At 70.7% G+C, this 20,686-nt stretch carries 19 protein-coding genes; 7 read left to right on the forward strand and 12 right to left on the reverse strand.

All coding sequences use genetic code 11. The annotated features are described in order from the left end of the window. Window positions 1-33: 33 nt before the first annotated feature. Genes IEY86_RS24975 through IEY86_RS24990 form a run of 4 tightly spaced genes read right to left on the reverse strand, consistent with a single transcriptional unit; the run spans window position 34 to window position 4,376 of the window. Window positions 34-819 carry a CDP-alcohol phosphatidyltransferase family protein gene (locus tag IEY86_RS24975; RefSeq protein ID WP_189134087.1) on the reverse strand — a complete coding sequence of 262 codons (786 nt, stop codon included), beginning with the start codon at window positions 817-819 and terminating at the stop codon, window positions 34-36. Further along, window positions 797-1,858: an iron-containing alcohol dehydrogenase family protein gene (locus IEY86_RS24980; protein ID WP_189134088.1), complete on the reverse strand. Its 1,062-nt coding sequence runs from the start codon at window positions 1,856-1,858 to the stop codon at window positions 797-799. The genes IEY86_RS24975 and IEY86_RS24980 overlap by 23 nt, the downstream gene beginning before the upstream one ends. Next, window positions 1,846-2,583 carry a phosphocholine cytidylyltransferase family protein gene (locus IEY86_RS24985; protein ID WP_189134089.1) on the reverse strand — a complete coding sequence of 246 codons (738 nt, stop codon included), beginning with the start codon at window positions 2,581-2,583 and terminating at the stop codon, window positions 1,846-1,848. Before IEY86_RS24985 ends, IEY86_RS24980 begins: the two co-directional genes overlap by 13 nt. Then, window positions 2,580-4,376, reverse strand: a complete 1,797-nt coding sequence (locus IEY86_RS24990; protein WP_189134188.1) for a DUF5941 domain-containing protein — start codon at window positions 4,374-4,376, stop codon at window positions 2,580-2,582. The genes IEY86_RS24985 and IEY86_RS24990 overlap by 4 nt, the downstream gene beginning before the upstream one ends. Before the next feature lie 218 nt (window positions 4,377-4,594). On the opposite strand from IEY86_RS24990, the gene galE reads away from it, so the two are divergent. The 3 genes from galE to idi all read left to right on the forward strand — a co-directional run bounded on the left by galE (window position 4,595) and on the right by idi (window position 7,814). Beyond that, window positions 4,595-5,578, forward strand: coding sequence for a UDP-glucose 4-epimerase GalE (galE, locus tag IEY86_RS24995; RefSeq protein ID WP_189134090.1), 984 nt, complete (start codon window positions 4,595-4,597; stop codon window positions 5,576-5,578). Between the two features lie 296 nt (window positions 5,579-5,874). Then, entirely contained in the window at window positions 5,875-6,915 is a 1,041-nt protein-coding gene (locus IEY86_RS25000) for a cation diffusion facilitator family transporter (RefSeq protein WP_189134091.1), read from the forward strand. Between the two features lie 308 nt (window positions 6,916-7,223). Further along, the gene (idi, locus tag IEY86_RS25005) at window positions 7,224-7,814 is read left to right on the forward strand and encodes an isopentenyl-diphosphate Delta-isomerase (RefSeq protein ID WP_189134092.1); all 591 of its coding nucleotides are present in this window, start codon (window positions 7,224-7,226) and stop codon (window positions 7,812-7,814) included. Between the two features lie 230 nt (window positions 7,815-8,044). Here idi and IEY86_RS25010 read toward each other — a convergent pair whose 3' ends face one another. After that, entirely contained in the window at window positions 8,045-8,506 is a 462-nt protein-coding gene (locus tag IEY86_RS25010) for an ATP-binding protein (RefSeq protein WP_189134093.1), read from the reverse strand. A gap of 384 nt (window positions 8,507-8,890) precedes the next feature. Here IEY86_RS25010 and IEY86_RS25015 point away from each other — a divergent pair, with 384 nt between their 5' ends. Further along, window positions 8,891-9,379, forward strand: a complete 489-nt coding sequence (locus tag IEY86_RS25015) for a glutathione peroxidase (protein WP_189134094.1) — start codon at window positions 8,891-8,893, stop codon at window positions 9,377-9,379. A 274-nt stretch (window positions 9,380-9,653) separates the two neighbouring features. Here IEY86_RS25015 and IEY86_RS25020 read toward each other — a convergent pair whose 3' ends face one another. The 5 genes from IEY86_RS25020 to IEY86_RS25040 all read right to left on the reverse strand — a co-directional run bounded on the left by IEY86_RS25020 (window position 9,654) and on the right by IEY86_RS25040 (window position 15,233). Then, on the reverse strand, window positions 9,654-10,271 hold the full coding sequence (locus IEY86_RS25020; protein ID WP_189134095.1) for a TetR/AcrR family transcriptional regulator: 618 nt from the start codon (window positions 10,269-10,271) through the stop codon (window positions 9,654-9,656). 82 nt (window positions 10,272-10,353) lie between these two features. Then, window positions 10,354-10,647 carry a hypothetical protein gene (locus IEY86_RS25025; protein WP_189134096.1) on the reverse strand — a complete coding sequence of 98 codons (294 nt, stop codon included), beginning with the start codon at window positions 10,645-10,647 and terminating at the stop codon, window positions 10,354-10,356. A 40-nt stretch (window positions 10,648-10,687) separates the two neighbouring features. Continuing rightward, entirely contained in the window at window positions 10,688-11,854 is a 1,167-nt protein-coding gene (locus tag IEY86_RS25030; protein ID WP_189134097.1) for a Glu/Leu/Phe/Val dehydrogenase dimerization domain-containing protein, read from the reverse strand. Beyond that, window positions 11,851-12,900 (reverse strand): thiamine pyrophosphate-binding protein, encoded by a 1,050-nt coding sequence (locus tag IEY86_RS25035; protein ID WP_229698732.1) that lies wholly within the window; start codon window positions 12,898-12,900, stop codon window positions 11,851-11,853. The genes IEY86_RS25030 and IEY86_RS25035 overlap by 4 nt, the downstream gene beginning before the upstream one ends. 152 nt (window positions 12,901-13,052) lie before the next feature. After that, window positions 13,053-15,233 (reverse strand): discoidin domain-containing protein, encoded by a 2,181-nt coding sequence (locus IEY86_RS25040; RefSeq protein ID WP_189134098.1) that lies wholly within the window; start codon window positions 15,231-15,233, stop codon window positions 13,053-13,055. A 432-nt stretch (window positions 15,234-15,665) separates the two neighbouring features. Here IEY86_RS25040 and IEY86_RS25045 point away from each other — a divergent pair, with 432 nt between their 5' ends. The 3 genes from IEY86_RS25045 to IEY86_RS25055 are packed head-to-tail and all read left to right on the forward strand — an operon-like array spanning window position 15,666 to window position 18,072. Next, on the forward strand, window positions 15,666-16,445 hold the full coding sequence (locus IEY86_RS25045; protein WP_189134190.1) for an ABC transporter substrate-binding protein: 780 nt from the start codon (window positions 15,666-15,668) through the stop codon (window positions 16,443-16,445). Further along, complete coding sequence (locus tag IEY86_RS25050; RefSeq protein WP_229698733.1) at window positions 16,442-17,242, forward strand: amino acid ABC transporter permease; 801 nt, start codon at window positions 16,442-16,444, stop codon at window positions 17,240-17,242. Before IEY86_RS25045 ends, IEY86_RS25050 begins: the two co-directional genes overlap by 4 nt. Before the next feature lie 26 nt (window positions 17,243-17,268). Next, a complete protein-coding gene (locus IEY86_RS25055; RefSeq protein ID WP_189134100.1) occupies window positions 17,269-18,072 on the forward strand; it encodes an amino acid ABC transporter ATP-binding protein in 804 nt (267 codons plus the stop codon). 51 nt (window positions 18,073-18,123) lie between these two features. On the opposite strand, the gene IEY86_RS25060 is transcribed toward IEY86_RS25055, so the two are convergent. Beyond that, complete coding sequence (locus tag IEY86_RS25060; protein ID WP_189134101.1) at window positions 18,124-19,002, reverse strand: peptidoglycan-binding protein; 879 nt, start codon at window positions 19,000-19,002, stop codon at window positions 18,124-18,126. 85 nt (window positions 19,003-19,087) lie between these two features. Then, on the reverse strand, window positions 19,088-20,617 hold the full coding sequence (locus IEY86_RS25065; protein ID WP_189134102.1) for a DUF6519 domain-containing protein: 1,530 nt from the start codon (window positions 20,615-20,617) through the stop codon (window positions 19,088-19,090). Window positions 20,618-20,686: the final 69 nt, after the last annotated feature.

Consider the following 20,686-nt stretch of genomic DNA (forward strand, 5'->3'; position numbering starts at 1 on the left):
CGGGCTCCACGGCCTTGCGGGCCGCTGCCTCGTTCATCGCAGCCTGCTCGAGGCGAGGATGCTGACCAGGTGGAGCACGGTCTGCAGGACGGCGATGGCGGCCAGGGCGGCCACGGCGATCCGGGTGAACAGCAGATCCCCGTGCACGGCGTCGGCGAGCCCGGCGACGAGGATGAACAGGGACGCCTCGACACCGCCGACGAGGCGGTGGAACTTCAGCGCGGACGCCAGCTTGCGGGCCAGCGCCATGCCGGAGGAGCGCGGGGTCGCGGCCGCGTCCTGGGCGGCGGGCAGCCCGCTGCGGGCGCGGGCGACGTCCACCAGGTCCGTCTCGGCCTTGATCAGGATCGCGCCGAGGGCGGAGACGGTGCCGATGAAGGCCCACTGCCACTGGGTGCTCGACCCGTCCTCGTGGAACAGGTCCGAGGCGCGCAGTCCCGCCCCGACCAGCAGCGCGGCCTCCGACAGGTAGTGGCCCACCCGGTCGAGGTAGACCCCGGTGATGGAGGTCTGCTTGCGCCAGCGGGCGACCTCGCCGTCCACGCAGTCCAGGAGCAGGTACACCTGGATCAGCAGGGCGCCGAGCACGGCCCCGGGCCAGCCGGGGATGAGCAGCGCCACCCCGGCGGCGACGCCGGCGGCGACCATGAGGTGCGTGAGCTGGTTGGGCGTGACGCGCGCGCCCACCAGGTAGCGGGTTATGCGCAGCGAGACCTCGCGCATGTACATGCGCCCGGCCCAGTGCTCACCACTGCGGCGGTCCTTCAGCCCGGTCGGGTGGACGACCGGGCGCAGTTCAGCTACTGACGGTTTTGGCATAGTCGGTGTAGGCGTCCCGAATCGCGAGGTGGTCGAGGTCGAGGTGCTCCAGGATGGTGAAGCGCCCGGGGCGGGTCTGCGGAGCGAACTCCACGGCCTTGACGAACTCCTCTTCGTCGAAGCCGATCTCGCCCGGCAGCACGGGGAGCCCGTGGCGGCGCAGGCACTGCGCCATGAGCACCGACTGCTCGCGGGCCCCGCGCAGGAACATGGCGAACGCCGCCCCGATGCCCACCTGCTCGCCGTGGAGGGCGGAGCGCTTGGGGTAGAGCAGGTCGAGGGCGTGCGAGATCTCGTGGCAGGCGCCGGACGCGGGGCGGCTGTCGCCCGCGATCGACATGGAGATGCCGGAGAGCACCAGGCTCTCGGACAGGACGGTCAGGAAGTCGTCGTCCCCGACCCCTCCCGGGTGGCGCAGCACGGACTCCCCCGCGGTGCGGGCCATCGCGGCGGCCAGACCGTCGATGGGCTCACCGGTCTCGCGGTGGGACAGCTCCCAGTCGGCGATGGCGGACAGGTTCGAGACCGCGTCGCCGACGCCGGAGCGCACGAACCGCACGGGGGCGTCCCGGATCACGTCGAGGTCGATGACCAGGCCGATGGGCGTCGGCACCCCGTACGAGCCGCGGCCGGCGTCGTTGTCGAGGATCGAGACCGGAGAGCAGATCCCGTCGTGCGAGAGGTTGGTGGCGACGGCCACTATCGGCAGGCCCACCCGGGCGGCGGCGTACTTGGCCGCGTCGATGATCTTGCCGCCGCCGAGTCCGACGATCGCGTCGTAGCGCTTGCCGCGCATGGCGTCGGCGAGCTGGACCGCGGAGTCGATGGTGCCGTCGAGGACCGGGTACCAGTCCGCGCCGGGCAGCTGCGGGTCGAGCCGTTCGCGCAGGGCAGCGCCGGAGCCTCCGCTGATCGCGACCGCGATCCTGCCGGAGGAGGAGATGCGCTGGTCGGCGAGGATGCCGACGAGTTCGTCGAGGGCACCGGCCCGGATGTCGACGACGACGGGCGAGGGGATGAGGCGGGTCAGTACCGGCATGCGATCTCCCTGCCGCGGCCGAGGTCGTCGTGGTTGTCGATCTCGACCCACGGCACGTCACCGATCGGGGCGACGTCGATCCGGAAGCCGCGGTTGACGAGCTCCTGGTAGCCGTCCTCGTAGTACAGGTCCGGGTCGCGCTCGAAAGTGGTCTTGAGCGCGTCGGCGAGGTCGGCGGCGGCGTCGGCCTCGATGAGGGTGACGCCGATGTACTCGCCGGTGGCCTCGGCCGGATCCATCAGCTTGGTGATGCGGCGCACGCCCTTGCCGGGGTCGGCGACGACCTTCATCTCCTCGTCCGCCAGGTTCTTGACCGTGTCGAGGGCGAGCAGCACCTTTCGGCCGCGGCCGCGCTCGGCCAGAAGGGTCTTCTCCACCGAGACGGGGTGGACGGTGTCGCCGTTGGCGAGGATCACACCCTCGGTGAGGACGTCACGCGCGCACCACAGGGAGTACGCGTTGTTCCACACCTCGGCCTTGTCGTTGTCGATCAGGTGGAGCTTGACGCCGTACTTCTTCTCCAGCGCCGCCCGGCGCTCGACCACGGCCTCGCCGCGGTAGCCGATGACGACGGCCACGTCGCGCAGCTCCACCTCGGCGAAGTTGCCGAGCGTCAGGTCCAGGACCGTCTTGTCGCCGTCCACCGGCACAAGGGCCTTGGGGAGCGTGTCGGTGTAGGGGCGCAGACGCCTTCCGGCGCCGGCCGCCAACACGAGGCCGATCATGCGGGTTCTCCTGTTTCGTCGTGTACCGCCGGTGCTTCGGAGGACATCCAGAAACGGATGCTCTCCGTCAGCACCATCAGAGCCAGGACCCCCGCGAGGGTCGCCAGCACGAGCTTGAGACTGCCGTTGTGCCCGTAGGCCAGAGCTGCCGCCGCGGCGACCACCAGCACCCGCCCCTCGTGACCGCCCGTCGCCCGGACGAGACCGCGCGGTGGCGCCCCGGTGCCGCCGCGTATGCGGTACACCGTGTCGTAGTGATGGTAGGCGACCGCCGCCACCAGACCGAAAGCAGCAGGCAAGGCACTGTTCACCCCCGTGTCCCCCGAACGAGCGGCCAGCACGAGTACCGTCGTGTACTCGGCGGCCCTGAATATGGGGGGGACGAGCCAGTCGAGGAAGCCACGCAGGGGTATGGAGACGGCGGCACCGGAGGTCAGCGCGTAGACGGCGGCGGCGAGCAGCGGCCACCAGCTTCCGGCGGGGGCGAGGCAGGCGGTGGCGACGAGGGCGGCGGCACCGGTGAACGCGAGCGCGGGGGCGGCGGCGGGCACACGGCGCGTGGCCCTGGCACCTGCCCTAGCGACGCCTTCGGCGACAGGGCCGGTGTCGGCCAGTTCGGCCAGCGCGGCGGCGGCCCGGTCGGTACGGGCGGCGCGCCGGGTCACCGAGCGCAGCAGGCGCCCGGCCGTGGTGTAGCAGCCGGCGAGCGCGCAGCCGATGAGCAGGACGACGAAGACGGTGCGCGGCGTGGTCGCGGCGGTCAGCACCGCGATGAGCGCCCACCGCTCGCCGATGGGCAGGACCACGACACGGCGGGCCCACACGGTCCAGCCGACGCTGTCGAGGCGGTCGGACAGGGCCGCCGTGGGACTGGTGTTGGCCACGGCGTCGTGGTTGGCCTCGTTGAACGAGAAGTCCACGACATGCCGCACGGACTGAAGGATCATCGCGCCGAGAGCGAGCGCCCAGACGTCGTCGCCGCCGCGCGCCGCGCCGAGGGCCAGACCGGCGTAGTAGGCGTACTCCTTGGCCCGGTCGAAGGTGGCGTCGAGCCAGGCGCCGAGCTTGGAGTACCGCAGCGAGTAGCGGGCGAGTTGGCCGTCGGTGCAGTCGAGGACGAACGAGGCGATCAGCAGGACACCGGCCGCGATGTAGCCGGGGCGGGTGCCGGTGGCGGCACAAGCGGCGGCGGCCAGGGCCACGAGGAGCGACGCGGTGGTCACCTGATTGGGGGTCAGTCCCCGCCGTGCGCACCAGCGGGCGATGTAGCGCGAGTAGGGGCTGATGAAGAACGTGGTGAAGAACCCGTCGCGTGACTTGACCGCGCTGCGCAGCCGCACGGCCTCGTCGTCCACGGCGGCCACGGCGCGTTCCGCCTCGGCGCGGGCCGCCTCGTCGTCGGGGACGGCGGCGACCAGGACGCCGAGTTCGGGACGGTGCACCTGCACGGCGCGGCCCAGGGCCTCGGCGAGCCGGTCGGGGTCGGTCGTCGACTTGTCGGTGACCGCCTCAAGGAGCGCCTGGCGGGCGGTTGCGTCCACGCCGACCGCGCCGGATACGGCTCCGGCGGGGAAGCGGGGGTCGGTGAGCGCCAGCCGCAGGGCGTGCGGGTGCCCGACGAAGCGGCGGTCCACGACCGCGACGCGCTCGTGCGCGGGGAGTGCGGCCAGCCGGGCGGCGAGGTCGTCGCAGCTGTCCGCGTCGACCACGTCGAAGCCGAGCGTGCGCAGGCCGTCACCGAGTGCGGGCACCGCGGCACCCGTCGGCGGACCGGTGAGGATGGCGGTCGACAGACGAACTCACTCCCTGCGAATCTGCGTGGCTGCTCGTCCCGGAGGCGTTCCGGCGTGGCACGGCCGTGCCCGGCCCCCCGCGGGCATGACGGAAGAGGCTATCGGATCAGTGCAGCCACCCGGCCCCGGCCCGGTCGAGCGCCATCGGCGGCGGTGCGATCATCATGGCCGAACGCGGCCTCCCGGACAAACGCCGCCCGGCGGATAAGGTGCGGGGCATGACGTGGTTGATTACCGGGGGAGCCGGTTTCATCGGGGCTCACGTGGCCGAGGCGATGGCACGGGCCGGTGAGCGCGTCGTCGTGTTCGACGACATGTCGACCGGCGACCCGAGGCGTATTCCGCGTGGCGTTCCCGTGGTCAGCGGGTCCGTCCTCGACCGGGAGGCGCTGGACTCGGCGCTGCGCGACCACGCGGTGACCGGGATAGTGCACACGGCCGCGAAGAAGCAGGTCGGTGAGTCGGTCGAGAAGCCCTTCCTCTACTACCGGGAGAATGTGCGCGGCCTGCAGACCCTGCTCGAGGCCACCGTCGACGCCGGGATCGAGCGCTTCGTCCTCTCCTCCTCGGCCGCGGTCTACGGCCTGCCGGATGTGGACCTCGTCACCGAGGAGACCCCGTGCGCGCCGCTGAGCCCCTACGGCGAGACCAAGCTCGCGGGCGAGTGGCTGGTGCGCTCGGTCGGGCGGGCGCACGGCATCGGCACGGCGTCGCTGCGCTACTTCAATGTGGCCGGCGCCGCCGCGCCGGAGTTGGCGGACACGGGTGTGTTCAACATCGTCCCGATGGTCTTCGAGCGGCTGACGGCGGGCGAGGCGCCGCGGATCTTCGGTGACGACTACGCCACGCCGGACGGCACCTGCGTACGGGACTACATCCATGTCTCCGACCTGGCCGCCGCCCATCTCGCCGCCGCCCGCAGGCTGGCCGAGGGCGGGCCGGAGACCGAGCTGACCTTGAACATCGGGCGCGGCGAGGGGGTGTCCGTGCGCGAGATGGTCGACCTGATCCGCGAGGTGACCGGGCACACCGGTGCCGCTCCCGAGGTCGGACCACGACGGCCCGGCGACCCGGCCCGCGTGGTGGCATCCTCGGAAGCGGCCCGCAAGGAGCTGGGCTGGAGCGCGGAGCTCGGGGTGAGGGAGATGGTCGAGTCGGCGTGGGAGGGCTGGTGCCTGCGCCACCCGGAGGCACGCCGCTGAGCGGCGGCGGTCTCGTCGTACAGCACCGCAGTGCATCACCGCTGGACATCAGCGCCGTGCATCACCGCTGGACATCAGCCGTGCATCGCCGCTGGACATCAGCCGTGCATCGCCGCCGTACATGACCACAGGACATCGCCGTACTTGGCCGGAGACATCACCGCAGGTCACCGCATATGACAATGGTGTTCAGTGTTGAGTTGCCGTCAAGTCACGAGCGTTATTCACTGATGCGGGTAAGGCTTGCCCGAGCACTCCGGCGGCCTTGGACGACTCAGAGAAGGGACCCCATCGCGATGGGCGCAGGCCATGGCCACGCGCACGGGCATCCGCACGGGCGCCGACACGCGCACGCGTACGGGCATTCGCACGGGCATGGGCACGGGCTGGGACACGTGCACGGCGCGTCGGCGGTGAGCGGGGCGCCGGTGCTCCCCGGGGCTCGCAGCACGGCGGGGGCGGCCCACCGCGGACGCCTGCGCATAGCGCTCGGTCTGACCCTCTCGGTGCTGGTCGTCGAGGTGATCGGCGCCTTCGTCACGGGTTCGCTGGCGCTGTTCGCCGACGCCGGGCACATGGCCACCGACGCCGCCGGGATCGCCATGGCGCTGGTGGCCATCCACTTCGCCAATCGTCCCGCGACCGAGCGGCGCACCTTCGGGCTCGCCCGGGCCGAGATCCTCGCCGCCGCCGTCAATGCCCTGCTGCTGTTCGGCGTGGGCGCGTACATCGGCTACGAGGCGGTGCGGCGCCTGATCGACCCGACCGGGGTCGAGGCCGGTCCGACCATCGCGTTCGGGCTGGTCGCCCTGGCGGCCAACGCGGTGTCCGTGGGGCTGCTGGTACGCGGGCAGCGCGAGAGCCTGAATGTGCGGGGCGCTTTCCTGGAGGTCATGGCGGACGCCCTCGGCTCACTCGCGGTGGTGGTCGCGGCGGTCGTGATCCTGCTGACCGGCTTCGACCGGGCCGACCCCATCGCCTCCCTGCTGATCGCCCTGATGATCGTCCCCCGCACCTGGAACCTCATGCGCGAGGCGCTGGACGTGCTCCTCGAGGCGGTGCCCAAGAGCGTCGACCTGGCCGACGTCCGAGCGCACATCCTGGCGCTGCCGGAGGTCGAGAGCCTGCACGACCTGCATGTGTGGACCATCACCTCGGGGCTGCCGGTCCTGTCGGTGCACGTGGTGGTCGCCGACTGCGCGCTGGAGGAGTCCGGCCACGAGAAGATACTCCATGACCTGCAGGGATGCCTGGGAACCCACTTCGACGTGGCGCACTGCACGTTCCAGCTCGAACCGGCAGGTCACGCCGCTCACGAGCCCGGACTGTGCCACTAGGAGCCCCGCGGCAGGAGCCGGGGCCACAAGCCCCGGACCGGGAGCCCCCGACCGGGAGCCCCCGACCGGGAGCCTGGGCGCCGCCCGGCGATCCGGACGATCGTGATCCGGCACCGTCGTGCCTCGATCGCACTCGGACCGCGTGGGTGATCGCGCGAAAGCGGGCGATCAGGCTTCGCCGCCCGAGCGCGGCTCCAGGCGGTGATGCAGACCGGTGCCGTTCGTGTGATGCAGACTAGGGCTGATCGTGATCCATCCGCGTTGCCGCCGGCCACCGCCCCAGCAGGACGACCCCGCGAAGGAAGCCCATGCCGACCAGCCCGTCCACCCGCCCCATCGGTGACCCGCGGCCCACGGCCGACGTCATGCTCGAGCTGGTCGACGAGCACGGCAGAACCATCGGAACGGCCGAGAAGCTCGCCGCCCACCAGGCGCCCGGACAGCTCCACCGGGCCTTCTCGGTCTTCCTCTTCGACACCGAGGGCCGGATGCTGCTCCAGCGGCGGGCCCTGGGCAAGTACCACTCCCCCGGTGTGTGGTCCAACACCTGCTGCGGCCACCCCTACCCCGGCGAGCCGCCCTTCGTCGCCGCCGCCAGACGCACCGCGGAGGAGCTGGGCGTCGCCCCCTCCCTGATGCAGGAGGCCGGGACCGTCCGCTACAACCACCCCGACCCCGCCTCCGGTCTGGTCGAGCAGGAGTACAACCACCTGTTCGTCGGGCAGGTCTCGGCTGCATGCCGACCGGACCCCGAGGAGGTGGGCGAGATCGCCTTCGTGACGGCGGAGGAGCTGGCGGCGCTGCGCGCGTCGGCAACGTTCTCGGCGTGGTTCCCCACCGTGCTGGAGGCGGCCCTGCCCGCGATCCGCAAGCTCAACGGGGGCTCCAGCCGCTGGTAGCGGACGCGGCGGCGGGGCCCGTTCTCCGGGCCGTTTCCCGAAGCCGGGTCCGTGGGGCCTCCTCCCGGCCCCGTCCCCGGAGCCTTCTGCGAACGCCGCCCGCCGAGCGCCGTCCTCGGAGCGCCGCCCGCCGAGCGCCGTTCTCCGCGAGCGCCGTTCTCCACGAGCGCAGTCCTCGGAGCGCCGTTCTCCACGAGCGCAGTCCTCGGAGCACCGTTCTCGAAGCCTCCTCAGAGCCCCTGGCGGCCGTTTCGCGGCCGGGGCAGCGAGGCCCAGATGACTTTCCCGCCAGCCGAGGTGTGCTCCACGTCGCAGACGCCGCCCGCCTCGCGCGTGATGGTCTTCACGAGCAACAGCCCCCGGCCGCTGGTGTCCTCGTGGTCGGCCTCGAGGGCCTTGGGGCGGTAGGGGTGGTCGTCCTCGACGGCGACCCGTACCCACTCCGAGCCGATGGCGACCTCGACGTTGACCTCGGGAGAGAGGACAGCGGCGTGCCGCACGGCGTTGGTCACCAGCTCGGAGACGATGAGGAGCAGGCCCTGAGCCATGTCGCTGTCCACGGGCACGCCCTGAGTGGCCAGCAGGTCACGCACCGCGTGACGGGCCCTGGGCACCGTGGAGTCCAGTGCCGGGGCGGAGAACCGCCAGACCCCTTCCTGCGACAAGGCGTCCTGAGGGGCATAGGAATCCATGGCCGGGCCCACCGCCCTTGCGCACAGGGTCCCGCGCACAACGCCGCCGGCCCGACAGCGATGTCCGCCTCACATATCCGAGGTTAGAGTCAGGCACCCCATGCCGGGCACGGAACCAAAAGCCTGCACCAATTGACAACTTCCGAGTGAATAAGACAGATGCATGTGCACAGCTGGTCGACCTTTCATCGCCTCGGGCACTCATCGACCATCTGTTTGTATGGGAATCCGGCCGCCCCACCGCATAAGAGACACAGTGGGGCAGCGGCGGCCGGATCCCCGCCCGGGACCGGCGACGCCGGGTGGGCGGATGGAGCCGATGAGGGACGATGGGAGGGATGGGTGGCGACCTGCCGCCCGCCGCCTTTGCCGAGAGGATTCCACGTGAGCCTGTACGACATCCCGCTGCGCACCCTCGCCGGGGAGCCCACCTCGCTCGCCGAGTACAAGGGGAAGGCGCTGCTCGTCGTCAATGTCGCGTCCAAGTGCGGGCTGACGCCGCAGTACGAGGGGCTGGAGCGGCTCCAGCAGCGTTACGCGGACCGGGGCTTCACCGTGCTGGGCTTCCCCTGCAACCAGTTCATGGGCCAGGAGCCGGGCACGGCCGAGGAGATCCGGACGTTCTGCTCGACCACGTACGGGGTGTCCTTCCCGCTCTTCGACAAGATCGACGTCAACGGGGACGACCGTCACCCGGTGTACGGGGTACTGACCGGCGCGCAGGACGCGTCCGGAGAGGCGGGCGACATCCAGTGGAACTTCGAGAAGTTCCTGATCTCGCCCACCGGTGACGTGGTCGGCCGCTTCCGCCCCCGCACGGAGCCCGAGGCCGAGGAGATCACCTCCGCCATCGAGGCGAACCTCGCACGATGACGCGGGCGGCCCGCTCTCCGAGGAGAGCGGGCCTTGTCCCCGTCACGCGGTTCAGGTGTCCAGAGATCGAAGTCGGCTGCGGCGACGTAGTACGGCGACGTAGTGCTCTGCCTCTGAGCCACCGGCGCGCGGGGCGCCGGACGGGATTCGAACCCGCGACCTCTCACTTGGAAGGTGCAGTAGCCACGGCCTTCGCACCTGGACAAGGAGGAGGCCGGCCGGGCACCCGTCGGCAGGTCGAATGAATCAAGGAGCCGGAGCGCGGTTGCGCGGGTCAGCGTGCCGCGTGCAGCGCTTCGGGAGTCGTGCCGAGTTCGCGGGCCAGGGCCTCCTCGATCCAGGCCTCCATGGACCGGCGGGTCAGCGCGCCGCGGTAGGAGGTCATCTGGACACCGAGTCCGTCGAGCAGCGCGGTCAGCCGCCAGGCCGCGGCCTCGGGGTCGGGGCAGGTGAACTCCCGCGCCGCCGTACCCTCCGCGACGAGTTCGGTGATCGCGGCCTTCCAGCGGGCGTCCAGGTCCTGGGCCACCTCGCGCAGCGTGGGCTCGCGCAAGGAGGCGGCCCAGCCCTCGATCCACAGGACCCAGCCCTTGGCCGGGCCGGTCGGGGCGTACCACTTGATCGCCGCCCACAGCCGGGCCGTGGCGCTGCCCTTGCGGGTGCGCAGCTTCTCCAGATGCGCCAGGTCGGCCTGTGCCGCGTAGTCGAAGGCCGCGGCGACGAGCCGCTCCTTCGTCTCGAAGTGGTACAGCACCAGGGCGTTGCTCACCCCGAGTGCCGAAGCGACATCGGCGATGCGCAGGGCGCCGAGCCCTCTCAGCCGGATCTGCTCCACCGCGGCGCGCAGCAGTTCCTCGCGCCGCTCCTCCACGCTCAACCGGACTCTCGTCACGGCGTCACAGTACACAGTCGAACCTCTTGACAGGCCGGTGTGGTGCGCGCCACAGTCACGCCCACCTCTACTGACTGCTTGTTCAGCCAGTAGCGCTGAGTAGGCACCTCCGGAGGAGGCCGCTCTTGACCACCGCCCGCCCCGTCCCCGCCTCCGACACACCCCTCGTGGACTCCGGTACCGCCTCGCCCGGCGCCCCCTGCGCCGGCCAGTAGCCCCACTTCGCCGGATCGGCGCAGGCGCCCACGACCGCCACGGACCGGGGATCGAAGAGCACCTCCAGCCTCGTATCCACGTCCACTTCCATCCCCGTACCGGCCCTCGGCCCTGCCGTCTCGTCGCTCATCCGTACCGCGCCCATCCGTACTGCGCTCATCTGCGCTGGCTCATCCGTACTGCGCCCATCCGTACCGCGCTCACCCGTACTGGGGGAAGCGCTCGGCGATCACCGGGAGGCGGTCGGCGACGATCGCTCTCGCCGCCTCCCGTGGGGAGTTCCCGTCCGCCTCCGCCCGGCCGAGCATCTGCGCGATCAGGGTGCGCATCGAGGTGCGGACCTTGATGAAGGCCTCCTCGGCGTTGGGGCCGATGTCGCCGAAGAGGGTCCACCACCACCAGGCGTTCGTACCGGAGTTGACCACCACATCCGGCAGCACGGTCACTCCCCTGGCCGCCAAGAGCCCCTCCGCCGCCGGCAGCACCGGCATATTGGCCGCCTCCACGATCCAACGGGCCTGGATCCTGGCCTGGTTGGCGGCGTCGACGCAGTACGAGACCGCCGCCGGGACCAGCACCTCCGCCTCGGCGTCCAGCCACGCGTCACCGGGCAGCTCGACGTCCCCCGGCCGCAGCACCCCCCGGTCGACCGTGCCATGGGCGTCCCGCGCGGCCAGCAGCGCGTCCACGTCCAGGCCGCGGGGGTTGGCGATGGTGCCCTTGATGTCCGCCACAGCCACGACGTTCAGTCCGGCCTGCTGGAGGAAGCGGGCCGTCGCCCCGCCCATCGTCCCCAGCCCCTGCACGGCCACGCGCGTCCCCCGGTGGGGCACGCCCGCCCGGTCCAGGGCGACCAGCACCGACTCGGCCACCCCGCATCCGCCCACCAGTTCGTCGAGCCCGATCCCGTCCACCTCCACGGCGAAGGCGTCGGCGAGCCGCCGCCGGGCGGCGTCCTCGTCGTCGAGCAGCGGGTACACGGCCTGAATGGTGCTGGTCAGCCCCGCCTCAGCGGCGGCCGCGTCCACGATGTCCTGGGTCAGTCCCAGGTCCTCCCCAAAGGTCCAGTGCGCCTCGATGTAGGGGCGCATCGCCCTGAGGTAGCGCACCAGCACCCCGAAAGCCTCCGGGGAGCGCGGGTCGCAGTCGATCCCGCCCTTGGCGCCGCCCAGCGGGACATAGCGGGCCCGAGGGTCGTAGTGCAGGGCCTCCTTCATCGTCATTCCGGCGGCGAGGCCGCGAACCTCCTCGAGCGTGCAGCCGGGGCGCATCCGCAAGCCCCCGCTGCACACCCCGCGGACGAGCCGGTCGATGACGAGGTGCCCGGCGCAGCCGGTCTCGTCGTCGGTCCAGGTGACACTGATCATGGGCGGTGGCCTTCCTCCGGCACGACGACGACGGTGGGTCCGGGGTGGTCCAGGGCCTCACGCAGGGCGCCGGCCAGTTCCTCCGGTGTGGTTGCGCGGCAGCCGCGGCAGCCGTACGCGCGGGCGAGGGCGGGCAGGTCGGGGTTCGGCAGGCCGACGGCCGCGGGAGTGTCGCCGCGGGCGGCCATCTCGTCCCGGATCTCGCCGTAGCCGCCGTTGTCGAAGACCACGACGGGCAGCGGCTGCCCGAGGTGGACCGCGGTCGCCAACTCCTGCACGGTGAACCGGAATCCACCGTCACCGCTGAGCGCCACGACCTGCCGTCCGGGCAGCGCGGCCCGGGCGCCGATGGCCGCGGGCAGGGCGTACCCCAACGTGCCGAAGCCGGTGGGGTGCAGATACCGGCCCGGCGGATCCACCGGCAGATGGGGCAGCGCCCCGTAGTAGCAGCACATCGCGCTGTCCCCGGTGACGACGGCGTCCTGGTCGAGGACACGGCGCACGGCGGCCAGATACGGCACCCAGCGCGCGTCCCGCCGGGCCGTGGGCGCGTCACGCCGCTCGCGCAGGCTGCGCGCCGAGAAGCCCGTGCCCGTGCCCTCGCCGGTCGTGACATGCCCCACGAGGGCGGTGAGGAGCCCTTCGAGCGCCTGCTCGGCGTCGCCGACGAGGGCGATGTATGCGGGCCGACCGCAGTACATCTGCGCGGGGTCGATGTCGGCGCGAACGAGGATGGCGCCCACCGCGGTGGGAGGGCACCAGAAATCGGACTCGGCGAGCTCGGTGCCGACGGCCGGCACCACGTCCCGCTCCTCGAGCCACTCCCGCACGGCCGGGCTGTGCAGCGCCGCCCCCACCGACAGCGGATGGCTCTCGGGCACGGTGCCCTTGCCATTGGCGGTCGTCACCACCGGGGCACGCAGGAGTTCGGCCAGGCTCACGCAGGCCTCACCCGCGCCCCGGGCGCCTCCGTCGAGGATCAGCGCCGGCCGCCGGCGCCGAGGTTGGAGTACGCCCGTGACTACGCCGCGGAAAGGGACGGACACGGTGACTCCAGGTGCGACCGCGATTGCCTGACTGAACCAACTGAATAGTCAGTCAGTATCCGGAGTCGGGAAGACCCATGTCAACGATGCGGGCGGGTAGCCGGGTCCCGGCCCCCCACCCGCCCGCGGTGGGCGCTCGCGCCCGATCGCTGCTAGCCGATGGTGATCTTGTCGAGGTCGGGGGCGTTGGCCGTGTCGTTGAAGATCTTCACGGTGTTGGCGCCCGCCTTGAGCGTGATCCGCAGTGAGGTGTGGATCGGAGTCGCCCAGCTGGTCCCGGTCAGGGGCGCCTCGGCCGCCGCGCCGCCGTTGACACTCACGAAGAACGACCGGGTGCCGCTGACCGTGCCGGTCAGGGTGAGCTCGGCGGGGCCGGCCGACTCGGCGTTCACCGTGATGGTGTCGTGGTTGGCCGTGCCGTTGCCGATGAAGCGGACCTTCGCCGCGCCCGAGCAGGCGGCGCAGGTGTCGGTGCGGGCGGCGCCGCCGAGTGCGCCGGACTCGGCCTCGTACACCGACGGCGAAGGGTTGCCGCCCCCGCCGGAGACGACGTGGTCCGAGCCCACCCACAACTCGTCGATCAGCAGCTTCTTGTAGTACTTCGTGGCCGAGGAGGCGGCCCAGGTGCTGTCCACCTGGAGCCGGACGTAGCGGGCGGTGGCGCCGACGTCGATGAACCGCACGCCGCGGCGGCTCTCCAGCGTGCCGGTCTTCACCGGGGAGCCCCAACTGCTGCCGTCATTGCTGGTGTACACCTTGTAGCCCTTGATCCGGGCGGAGTCCTCGGTGGCCGAGCGGGCGTAGGCGACCGACCACTCGCGCTGGTTGACGCCGAGGTAGGCGATCTTCTTGGCCGAGCCGAGGTCGAGGGTGACGGACACCGGCATGGTGGTGTTGTTGTCCCACCAGGTCAGGTAGTCGCCGTCCACGAGGGAGCCCGCTCCATGGCCTCCGGCGCTGGACGAGGCGGTGGCGGTGACCGACCCCTTCGGGTGGATGCCCTGGCGTCCGGAGGTCTCGACCTTGAACACGGTGTCGTACTGGTCCCAGGCGGTGATCCCGTTGATGGTCAGCGAACCGCCGGCCTGGGTGAAGCCGAAGGACCTGCCGGTGCGGACGTCGCTCACGCGGGTGACCTTGTAGCCGTTGTCGCGCACCTTCAGCGAGCTCGCGGTGGCGGGCTTGTCGATCACGTGGATGTAGTGGAGGTCGGGATCGGCCGAACTCACCGTGGTGGCTCCGTAGGCCCCGTCGTTCCAGGCGCCGGGCTGGAACCCGCCGCGCAGATAGCCCCCGCCCTCGGTGCCTGCGACGGACTCCCAGATCTTGTCGAGATAGCCCTTCATGAAGTTGTTGAAGTCCACCTGGTTGGAGGGGAACCTGCCGTTCACCATCGCGGTCTCGGCCATCAGGGACTTGATGGAGGAGCCCGCGTTGGTCACGAAGCGGCCGATGTTGAGCTTGTAGTCGACGGCGGAGTTGGTCCCGCTGTACCACCAGGCGCCGCTGGTCGGCAGTTTGTAGCAGGCCTCGGTCAGCCGGGGCGCCGGGGTGTAGGTCGCCGCGGGGTAGTCGAACGACGGGGACATGCCGGTCTTCTGCTCGTTGCTGATGGTGTCCATGATCGGGGTGTCTTCGTTGTTGTTGCTCAGCAGCATGTCCGGACGGTCGGCGCGGACCTTCTCGTACAGGCCGTGGGTCTCCCAGTAGGCGTTGTCGTTGTCGATCCAGAACCCGGCCAGGTCGGGGTACTTCCGCATGACCTCCACGAAGTTGTCGTAGGAGAACTGCCCGAAGCCGTCACGGGTGGTCAGGTCGACGTTCTTGCCCTTGTAGGAGGAGTAGGCCGCGGAGTCGAGCCATTCGTGGCCGCCCTCGTCGTGCCACTGCGGGTCGTCGGTCATGTAGAGGATGACCTTCAGGCCCCTGGCCTTGGCGGCGGCGATGGTCTCACCGAGGAAGTCGCGCTTGGTGGAGCAGCTTCCCGGGATCTTCGACGGCCAGGCCCGTGCGTAGCCGAGACGGCTGTGGAACGAGGCCAGGACGAGGTACTTGGCGTGCAGCTTCCGCGCCTCGGCGGGCCAGTAGTCCGCGTTCCAGCCGCCGTTGGTGACGGCCGACTCCCACGCGCCGCAACTGGTGTAGCCGGGGCTGGTGCGCATGCCCCAGTGCAGGAAGACCCCGGCGGTGGAGTCCCGCAGCCACTGCTGGCGCGGGTGCTGGAGCTCGGCGTGCGCCGGCGGGGCGGTGGCGAACCCGAGGACGAGGGACAGCGCGGCCAGGAGGACCAGGAGAAGGTGGCGCGCTCGGCCCTCGTGTATGGGTCTGGTCATGGAGCAGGTCTCCTTGGGACGTGGGAGAGACTTCGGACGGGCTTGCCGTTGACGGTGACGTTGAGGTCACGGCGGGAAGCCTGTCTCGCCATCGACGGCACTCCCTTGCCAATTGGTCTGATGACTCATCTGGGAAGGTAGCGGAGCGCCCCTTGTTGTCAATCCACCAAGAACCAAAAATCCGGAGCAGTACGAGAGATTTAGTGGTGAGTGCCACCATTCGGGGTGATATCGCCAGCACCTTAGCTCCCTGAAGTCATCCGACCTCTAGAGCCCGCACCCCCGGCTCGGCGACGCTGTCACCTCTTTGCCATACGATCACCACTGGCAGCAAACGTCCCCCCTGCTTGCACCACTGGAGGTCATCCCGTGTCCAGGACCGCCCGCGGCCACCACGGCCGCCGCATCCGCACGCTCACCACCGCCGCCGTCATGGCGACCGGGCTGGTCCTCGCCGCCGGCTGTTCGTCCTCCGACAGCGGCCCCGCCAAGGCCGCGGGAGGCGTCTCCGTCGTGCACAAGGGGAAGCTGACCACCTGCACGCACCTGCCCTACCCGCCGTTCCAGTTCGAGCAGAACGGCAAGGTGGTCGGCTTCGACGTCGCCCTCATCGACCTCGTGGCCAAGGACCTCAAGGTCGAGCAGGACATCCTCGACACCCCCTTCGAGAACTTCAAGACCGGGGCGTTCCTCAACTCCGGCAAGTGCGACCTCGCCGCCGCGGGCATCACCATCACGCCCGAGCGCAAGAAGAACGTGGACTTCTCCATCCCGTACTTCAGCGCCACGCAGGCCCTGCTGGCCACCAAGAAGAGCGGCGTCACCTCGCTCGACGACCTCAAGGCCAAGCACAAGAAGCTCGGCGCCCAGGCGCAGACCACCGGCGAGGACTACGCGAAGAAGCGCGGCTTCGACCCGGTCTCGTTCGAAAGCTCCGACGCCGTGCTCAACGGGCTGCGCACCGGCCAGGTGGACGCCGTCGTCATCGACTACCCCGTCGTCCAGTCCTGGCTGAAGGACAAGGCCAACGCCGCGCAGTTCACCCTCGCCGAGAACATCGACACCGGCGAGAAGTACGGCTTCATGGTCAAGAAGGGCAACACCAAGCTGCGCCAGACCCTCGACAAGGCGATCCAGCGCGCCAAGGCGGACGGCACCTACAACAAGCTGTACGAGAAGTGGATCGGCCCGCTCCCGCAGGGCCAGTCGTGACGTCGCGTCTCACCAAGCGGCAGCGGCGCCGCCTCTCGCAGGGCATCCAGTACACGGTCTTCCTGGCCGCGCTGGGCGTCATCGGCGGCCTCGCCGACTGGGACACCCTCCAGAACCAGTTCTTCCAGACCGACCTGGTCAAGAAGCTCTTCCCCGACATCATCACCATCGCCCTGCGCAACACGGTGGTGTACACCCTGTCGGGGTTCGTCTTCGGCCTGGTGCTGGGCCTGGTCATCGCCCTGATGCGGCTGTCGTCGGTGGCCCCCTACCGATGGGTCGCGGGCATCTACATCGAGATCTTCCGCGGCCTGCCGGCCCTGCTGATCTTCATCTTCGTCGGCGTCGCGGTGCCGCTGGCGTTCCCGGGCACGGAGATCCCCGGCGGCATCTACGGCAAGGTGGCGCTCGGCCTCGGTCTGGTCGCCGCCGCCTACATGGCCGAGACCATCCGCGCGGGCATCCAGGCGGTGCCCAAGGGGCAGATGGAGGCCGCCCGCTCGCTCGGGTTCTCGCACGGCCGCGCCATGGTGTCGGTGATCATCCCGCAGGCGTTCCGCATCGTGATCCCGCCGCTGACCAATGAGCTGGTCCTGCTGTTCAAGGACTCCTCGCTGGTGCTCTTCCTCGGTGTCACCCTGGAGGAGCGGGAGCTGACCAAGTACGGCCGTGACCTGGCCAGCCAGAGCGCCAACTCCACGCCGATCCTCATCGCCGGACTGTGCTACCTGCTGGTCACGGTGCCGCTCAGCTTCGTGGTGCGCCACCTCGAAGCGCGGGCGAGAAGGGCCCGGTGATCCTGATGCCACGGAAAGCGGAGGCGATGAGAGCCGGGACGCCGAAGGACGCGGGCGCGGGCTCGCCGGAGATCGAGATCCGTGACCTGCACAAGTCGTTCGGGGACAACCAGGTACTGCGCGGCATCGACCTGGAGGTCGACGCCGGCGAGGTGGTCTGCGTCATCGGCCCCTCCGGGTCGGGCAAGTCCACACTGCTGCGCTGTGTGAACCTTCTGGAGGAACCGACCTCGGGGAAGGTCTTCGTCGGCGGCACCGAGGTCACCGACCTCGATGTCGACATCGACGCGGTCCGCCGCCGTATCGGCATGGTCTTCCAGCAGTTCAACCTCTTCCCGCACCTGACCGCGACCGAGAACCTCACCCTGCCGCAGCGCCGCGTACTCGGCCGAGGCAAGGCGGAGGCGGCCGAGACCGCGGCGCGGAATCTGGAAAGGGTCGGGCTGGCGGCCAAGGCGGACGCCTATCCCGCGCAGTTGTCCGGAGGGCAGCAGCAGCGGGTGGCGATCGCCAGGGCGCTGGCCATGGGCCCCGAGGTGATGCTCTTCGACGAGCCCACCTCGGCGCTCGACCCCGAGCTCGTCGGCGACGTCCTCGCGGTGATGCGCAGGCTGGCGCAGGAGGGCATGACGATGATGGTCGTCACGCACGAGATGAGCTTCGCCCGCGAGGTCGCCGACCGGGTGGTCTTCATGGACGGCGGAGTGATCGTCGAACAGGGGCCGCCCGCCCAGGTGGTGGGCGATCCCCAGCACGAGCGCACCAGGCACTTCCTCAACCGCATCCTCGACCCGGCCGCGGCCGAGCCCGAGGAGCCCACCGGCGAGTGAACGCGCGGGCAGGCCCGGGACCGCACCGGTCGGGGGACTGCCCGCGCGCGCTCACACATTGGGCACGTGCAGCTTCTTCCAGCTCTCCTTCCCCGGAATGCCGTCGGCGGCCGGACCCGAGTAGCCCAGCTTGCGCTGCCACGCCGCGTACGACTTGCGGTCGGCCTCGGACCACTGCGGCCCCGGCCCCTGCTCGTAGCGGCTGCACCCCTCCTGGACCAGCCGCTTGCCCATCGCGGTGATGATCGGGCTGCGCTGGCCCACGTGGAAGAAGTCCGAGCCGGGGAACGGCTCGTACTGCCCGGTCGGCGGATCCGTGGGAGCCGGGCCGTCCGGCTTGCCCTTGAGGCGGCTTCCTATCCGGGTGCGCATGCCGCGCATGGAGAAGCCCTTGGGGTCGATCTTGGTGTTGGTCCACTCCTTGTGACCGATGACCGAGCGCTGCGTCCAGCCGTGCGCCCGGCAGATCGCCGCCGACGCCTTCTCGATGGCCTCGAGCTGGGCGGCGGGCCAGGGGTCCTCCCCGTCACCGAGGTTGATGCACTCGAAGCCGTAGAAGCTCCGGTTGCCGTCGGTGTTGTTCTCATTGGTGGCGGGCAGCGCCCGCTCCTCGATGACCGCTTTGAGGACGTCGTCGTCCCCGAGACCGGCGTGGTTCGCCCTGCCGTTGCCCACCAGGTACACCGTGCCGTCCTTGGCGATGACGCCGTGGCACAGCGGCCCGGGAAGGCTGGGGTAGCCGTTGTAGCAGATGTCGACGGACTTGGCCGTACCCGAGGTGACGGTGTGGTGGATGACCACACCGTGCACAGGGCCCCACGGGCCCTTGCTGTTGCGGTTGTGCGTACGCCAGCTTCGGTGCTCCACGACCTTCAGTCCCTCGTCACGGAGGGCTTTGACCAGTCGGCTCGCGGATAAGGGTTGTGCCATGGCCGTTCTTTCTCCTTAGGTACCGCTCGTCGGGTACCGCTCGTTCTCTGCGTACGGTTGCTGCGTGAGCGAGGACGCGACCGCCTCATCGGCGGTTCACGGCCTCGATCGGGACGGCCAGGGGCGGGAAGGCGAAACGCAGGTCGATCGTCGCGTTCTCCCCTCCCACCCAGGCCAGTGGCGCGTAGTGCGTCTCGATCCCCGCCGGGGGCTGGAGCAGGGGTTCCTGATCGGCGTCGAGCGGCCATTCGACGGTGCCGGTGGCGGTACGGGCGGCAGCCGTCCAGTAGTCGCCGGTGCGGTAGAAGCCGCCGGGCTCGAACCACACCTGGACACCGTCCTCGAGGTCGAGCCAGGTGCCCTCCTCGAGCCGGACCGCGCCGTCGCGGTGGTGCCTGGTGCCGCCACCGCGTCCGCCCGTGGCCCGGTGGTCCCAGCGGCGCAGGAACGGGTGGCGGTCGGCGAGCCTGGCCACACCGGGACCGGGCTCCGCGGACAGCCGCACCCTGCGGCCCGGCAGGTCCACCTCCTCCACCCTCAGCAGGTCGGCCGGCACACCCCGGCTGGTGTAGGCGCTGTCCACGACCTCCACCCAGTCACCGGCGGCCAGGTCGAGCTTGTCGTCGCTGCCCAGCGTGGACAGGTCCACCCAGGTGCCGTCGAGAGAGGCGATGGGGAAGACCACGGAGCCGTTCTCCCTGGACCACACGAAGGTGGCCTGCCCCGCCTCCCCGCCGGTGTGGACCTCCACCCGGTACAGCTGGTTCTCCGGCCCCCGGTAACGGGACTGAGGATGTGTCAGGCACGGGTCGTCGTCGGCCCGCGGCGGACGCTCGGTCCGGAACGCGGCGAACGCGCCGGGGGCGGTGCGCCGCTCCACCCAGCGGCGGAAGGCCTCCCGTACGGTGTCGGCCCCGCCCTCGGAGACATCCAGCTCCGAGCCGTCCAGCGGCAGCACCTGCCAGACGGTCCTGATCCTCGCCGCCGTGTCGGGCAGGGCGGCGCCGAGGGCGACCTCACGCAGCTCGGGGTCCTCGGCCGCGGTGACCTCCCGCTCGAACACCTTGAGGTAGACGAGGTAGGGAAAGGCGCTGGGCAGCCGCTCCAGAGGGTCCTCCGGGTCCCGGTAGGCGTCGGGCTGGTCCCAGTAGGTCCAGGTCGCGCCCTTGGAGTCGCAGGGGTTCTCGGAGTCGTCGGAGCCGTTGGACCGGGCGGAGCCGTTGGAGTCGTGGGCGTCTTCGGAGTCGTGGGCGCCGTTCGAGTCGCCGGAGGCGGCGGCCGCGGCGGAGTTGTCGGGTGAGCCCTGCCCGACCGGGATCCCCGCAGGCGGACGGGCGGCGTCGCACAGGATTCCGTCCACGTAGTAGCGGCCCGGACCGATGAGCAGGTCATCCAGCTCCCGGTTGCCCGGGCAGTAGTGGATGTGGAAGCCGACGGCGCCCGAAGGCCCGCCGTGCTGCCCGATCAGGTCGGCCGCCACCGTGCGTACCTGGTGCAGATGGATCGCCGTCTGCTCGTTGGCGTCGGCGTCGAGTTGGACGCGGCCCTGCTGAGCGAGCACACCGGAGTAGTGCTTCGCGGGCCGGAAGGTGACACGGGAGAGGTCTGCGTGCATGGGTCCCCCTAGGAGAGCCGTTCGAGTTCGAGGTTCGGAGCCCGAAGCGCGGAGTTCGAGCCCTGTGGA

This window comes from Wenjunlia tyrosinilytica (assembly GCF_014646055.1).
Taxonomy (GTDB): domain Bacteria; phylum Actinomycetota; class Actinomycetes; order Streptomycetales; family Streptomycetaceae; genus Wenjunlia; species Wenjunlia tyrosinilytica.

Excerpts from the sequence above, each read along its gene's own strand:
- IEY86_RS24975 (WP_189134087.1), bottom strand. The coding sequence starts at position 819 with ATGCCAAAACCGTCAGTAGCTGAACTGCGCCCGGTCGTCCACCCGACC.
- IEY86_RS24980 (WP_189134088.1), bottom strand. The coding sequence starts at position 1,858 with ATGCCGGTACTGACCCGCCTCATCCCCTCGCCCGTCGTCGTCGACATC.
- IEY86_RS24985 (WP_189134089.1), bottom strand. The coding sequence starts at position 2,583 with ATGATCGGCCTCGTGTTGGCGGCCGGCGCCGGAAGGCGTCTGCGCCCC.
- galE (WP_189134090.1), top strand. The coding sequence starts at position 4,595 with ATGACGTGGTTGATTACCGGGGGAGCCGGTTTCATCGGGGCTCACGTG.
- IEY86_RS25000 (WP_189134091.1), top strand. The coding sequence starts at position 5,875 with ATGGGCGCAGGCCATGGCCACGCGCACGGGCATCCGCACGGGCGCCGA.
- idi (WP_189134092.1), top strand. The coding sequence starts at position 7,224 with ATGCCGACCAGCCCGTCCACCCGCCCCATCGGTGACCCGCGGCCCACG.
- IEY86_RS25010 (WP_189134093.1), bottom strand. The coding sequence starts at position 8,506 with ATGGATTCCTATGCCCCTCAGGACGCCTTGTCGCAGGAAGGGGTCTGG.
- IEY86_RS25025 (WP_189134096.1), bottom strand. The coding sequence starts at position 10,647 with ATGAGCGCAGTACGGATGGGCGCGGTACGGATGAGCGACGAGACGGCA.
- IEY86_RS25030 (WP_189134097.1), bottom strand. The coding sequence starts at position 11,854 with ATGATCAGTGTCACCTGGACCGACGACGAGACCGGCTGCGCCGGGCAC.
- IEY86_RS25040 (WP_189134098.1), bottom strand. The coding sequence starts at position 15,233 with ATGACCAGACCCATACACGAGGGCCGAGCGCGCCACCTTCTCCTGGTC.
- IEY86_RS25045 (WP_189134190.1), top strand. The coding sequence starts at position 15,666 with ATGGCGACCGGGCTGGTCCTCGCCGCCGGCTGTTCGTCCTCCGACAGC.
- IEY86_RS25055 (WP_189134100.1), top strand. The coding sequence starts at position 17,269 with ATGAGAGCCGGGACGCCGAAGGACGCGGGCGCGGGCTCGCCGGAGATC.
- IEY86_RS25060 (WP_189134101.1), bottom strand. The coding sequence starts at position 19,002 with ATGGCACAACCCTTATCCGCGAGCCGACTGGTCAAAGCCCTCCGTGAC.
- IEY86_RS25065 (WP_189134102.1), bottom strand. The coding sequence starts at position 20,617 with ATGCACGCAGACCTCTCCCGTGTCACCTTCCGGCCCGCGAAGCACTAC.